4 protein-coding genes and 2 pseudogenes are annotated in these 3,368 nt (G+C 48.6%); 5 read left to right on the top strand and 1 reads right to left on the bottom strand.

The features are described 5' to 3' along the window. From ACN4EG_RS27405 to ACN4EG_RS27385, 5 genes and pseudogenes are all read left to right on the top strand, one after another. Window positions 1-135: pseudogene (locus tag ACN4EG_RS27405) on the top strand (IS110 family transposase); the annotation flags it as partial. Window positions 136-434: 299 nt separating this feature from the next. After that, window positions 435-1,235 carry a glutathione S-transferase family protein gene (locus ACN4EG_RS27400; RefSeq protein ID WP_431633459.1) on the top strand — a complete coding sequence of 267 codons (801 nt, stop codon included), beginning with the start codon at window positions 435-437 and terminating at the stop codon, window positions 1,233-1,235. A gap of 191 nt (window positions 1,236-1,426) precedes the next feature. Continuing rightward, window positions 1,427-1,633: pseudogene (locus ACN4EG_RS27395) on the top strand (IS701 family transposase); the annotation flags it as partial. Window positions 1,634-1,706: 73 nt separating this feature from the next. Next, entirely contained in the window at window positions 1,707-1,952 is a 246-nt protein-coding gene (locus ACN4EG_RS27390; protein WP_431633458.1) for a transposase, read from the top strand. Between the two features lie 23 nt (window positions 1,953-1,975). Beyond that, window positions 1,976-2,254 carry a hypothetical protein gene (locus tag ACN4EG_RS27385; RefSeq protein ID WP_431633457.1) on the top strand — a complete coding sequence of 93 codons (279 nt, stop codon included), beginning with the start codon at window positions 1,976-1,978 and terminating at the stop codon, window positions 2,252-2,254. Between the two features lie 63 nt (window positions 2,255-2,317). Here the strand turns inward: ACN4EG_RS27385 and ACN4EG_RS27380 are convergent. Then, window positions 2,318-3,368 (bottom strand): hypothetical protein (locus ACN4EG_RS27380; RefSeq protein WP_431633456.1); only part of this gene is annotated, 1,051 nt, incomplete at its 5' end.

Raw genomic sequence — 3,368 nt, 5'->3', positions numbered from 1 at the left:
AAGGCCAAGAAGGTTGCGTTAGTGGCTTGTATGCGAAAGTTGCTGACGATTCTCAATGCCATGGTCAAGCAGGGAACCTTCTGGAACCCTGCGGCCATAGCTAATCCAGGGCAAGTTCTGCCCCAACCTACTTGACTTTCAAGATAATCCGCTAGCCCCCCTTAAAAAAGGGGGAACCGGAGAAATCCTTTCAAAGTCCCCCTTTTTAAGGGGGATTTAGGGGGATCGTTATGTGTTGCAATTACCAGTTGATTTGGTATAAGGCGGTATTCAGGCGCTATTCAGGGCAGTGATGTTCGGTTATGACCCCGTGCGATCAGAAGAATTTCACGTTAAGATGCATCGGTGTATGGAGATGCTGGGCTCGTCCGTGTTCTGCTATACCGCCCTTTCCTGCCACGCAATCGTATCTTGCCACACAATTCAACTGCGCCATGATTGAACTCTACCAATTTGAAATGTCTAGCTATGCCGAGAAAGTGCGGCTGATTCTAGATTACAAAGGTCTGGATTATAAAAAAGTCGAAGTGACGCCCGGTGTGGGACAGATTGAAATTTTCCAACTGTCAGGCCAGCGCCAAGTTCCTGTGATTAAAGACGAGGGAACCGTGGTGGCTGATTCTACCGCGATCGCGGAATACCTCGATCGGCGCTATCCTGAAAAGCTGATTATCCCAACCCAAAGTCAGCAACGGGGGGTGTGCCGGGTTATGGAGCAGTGGGCCGATCAGGTTTTTGGAATTAATGCTCGCAAAGGATTGATTGCGAGTCTGGCACAGAGCAGCGCTTTCCGGACTGCCTTGTTACCCAATGCCACGCCCGATTTGGTAAAGAATTTAGTCACTTCTTTACCATCTTTAGATTTTCTGGGCAATCTGGGAGCACCTGTAGGATTGTCACCGGATCAAATTAAAGCGGAACTACGCCAGAATTTAAGCTGGCTTTGCGATATTTTGTCGGAGCAGCCTTACTTGGTGGGCAATGAGCCCACTCTGGCAGATTTCGCGGTGGCAGGGGTGAGCTTGTATATCAAGATCCCCACGGGTAATTACCTAAATGTGTCGGAAAGCTTGAAGGGTCAAGGAGTTCCAGGGGTGGCTGACAATCCACTGTTTGATGTGTTTTGGACTTGGCGCGATAAGCTGTACAGCGATTTCCGTAAGGTAACAGTACCGGATACATTCACTGCCAGTAATGGGGGGGCCTCTCGCCCAACTTCCATCAATATTGATTAGTGGCCTAGACTCGATCGAGTTAGTTCAATTGAGTCGCTTCCACTGAGTCGCTTCCACTGAGTCGCTTCAACAAGGAAATACCACGGACTCTGAGTTTTCAGATGTAATGGGTTAATGATCTGAAATAACTGACTGGCTGGGGTTTTAGCGATCGGGCTAAAGCCCCCTTTTTAACCCTCTTCAGTCACTCCTTGATTCCGTTAATTGATGAAACGGGAGATTGTGAGAAGGGAAGCACTACCGACCATGTCAAACTGCAATACATCAGTAATGTCGGAAAGCAAGAAAATGGCATTGTTGTGGTGACTGCGTGTGGTTGAGTTGAGGGGATGATTTTACCGTTGACCTTTACGTTGACCTTTAAAGTCTACAACCCGAGAGAACGCCTCAGAACTGAGTTCTAAAGAGACTCTAAAGAGGGACAAAGGTAGACCCCGACATTTTTTATTGTAAATGTGTCGCATTCAAGCGTTGACGATAAGCCGGCTCCCTGAAGTTGCTAATCCAGCCCGCCAACTCTATCCCAGTGACCTGAGCGATGCAGAATGGGGGATCATTGACCCCAAGTTACCGACTCCCAAAGGATTTGAGCATCCGCGTAAGGTGGACTTGAGCGAGATGCTCAACGCCATCTTCTACGTTCAACGGACTAGAGGCCAATGGGAAATGCTGCCTCACACCTTGCTGCCCCATCAAAATGGTCATTCTAGTGATTGAGTGATAGAGAAGGAGAATTCAGGATGGAGTTCAAAATTTCTGAGGCGCAGGCTAGGGCAATAGCTCGATTTGAGGAAGAAGCTGGGTGCGATATTAGTGCGGGGCCGAATTATGGAGTACAGCTCGATCGGGTCATGGCTTTGGCGTTACACTCGATCGATCAGGAACCTTTGATTGAACTGCTATCTCAACAGTTCAGCCATGGATTATCTCACGAGGAGATTGAGGAAGTGGCGACAAGCTTCCAAGCGCAGCTTCAGGAAAGAATTATGACAAAACTGACTAACCAGAAGTCGGCTTAGGAAATTCTAGAATTTCAGCAATGTTGATGCCGTAAATGTATTGTGACGTGAGACGTTATAGATTTATTTGTACGGCCTGCTTCCGCGAATCGAAATCGCGTAATTCACAGGTTGATTCGCCGCAGAAATAATCACTTCGTAGGTTCCCGATTTTGCGGTTAAGCCCGACCAATTGGATTCACGAATATTTCGGGCTAGGAATTGATTCCCCTGCACGATCGCGAGTTTCGGTTCTCCCTGACTGGTTTTGAGTTGCACTTGCAGAAACTGCCCAGCGGAACGGGAGAATTGATAAATGTGACTTTCGCCTAAATCCAGTCGGCCTTGGTGGTCAAAGGGATTTTGATTGGCCGGAACCGGGGTGAGACGAGTGGGTAGTTGCGTTAGTTGGTCTTGGGCGATCGCGTACCAAATTTGGCCCAGTTGCCGAGGATTGAGGACTTGGCCTAGTTGCGCGGGAAACCAGAGAAAAAATTGCGTATCCGTAATCAGATTTACGGTAGATTCACTAACCCGTTGGTTGGGGCCTTGCTTTAACCATTGTTCAAAATGGGCACGACGATAGTTCCCTAATCCTTTTCGAGCTTGTTCACTTAATTTTTCAAGACTAGTGATTAATGTTGTTAAATTACCCTGCCAGCGTTGCCCTTGTCGATCGGGTATCTGTTGGTGGGGCGATAGACCAGAGAGTTCATCCACTGCGCTAATAAGCCAATTCGGATTAATTTGTAGGTCTTGAATGCGCGATCGAAGAGCTTCGGGTAAAACATTTTGGGCAACGGAGAGATCTGCAACTGATGGGTTGGATGGCGTTGAATTTGCCGTAGCCTTGGCAGTTTCGTCAACGGTTGGCTTGGGTTGGGAAGTGGGTTGGGCGGGGTCGATGCCAGGATTGTTGGAAATGCGACTGGTGGTGGGTTTGGATTGGAAGCTTTGGAAAATGCGCCAAGTTGCGATGCCGGATAATCCTAGGAAAGTGATTAGTAGTAAGAGAAAGGAGAGATCTTGCCAGAAGGGCGGGCTGGCCGATCGTGCGGTCGATCGCGTGCGAGATCGGCCAGTTGAGCGAATGTGTGATCGGTCAGGTGATTGCTCAAGGGAACGGGTGGGTGGG

It is taken from the genome of Alkalinema pantanalense CENA528 (assembly GCF_050753345.1).
Lineage (GTDB): Bacteria > Cyanobacteriota > Cyanobacteriia > Leptolyngbyales > Leptolyngbyaceae > Alkalinema > Alkalinema pantanalense.
This window is presented reverse-complemented; position numbering and strand designations above follow the sequence as displayed.

What these genes read in the sequence shown, in the direction of transcription:
- ACN4EG_RS27400 (WP_431633459.1), top strand. Translation starts at nt 435, where the DNA reads ATGATTGAACTCTACCAATTTGAAATGTCTAGCTATGCCGAGAAAGTG.
- ACN4EG_RS27385 (WP_431633457.1), top strand. Translation starts at nt 1,976, where the DNA reads ATGGAGTTCAAAATTTCTGAGGCGCAGGCTAGGGCAATAGCTCGATTT.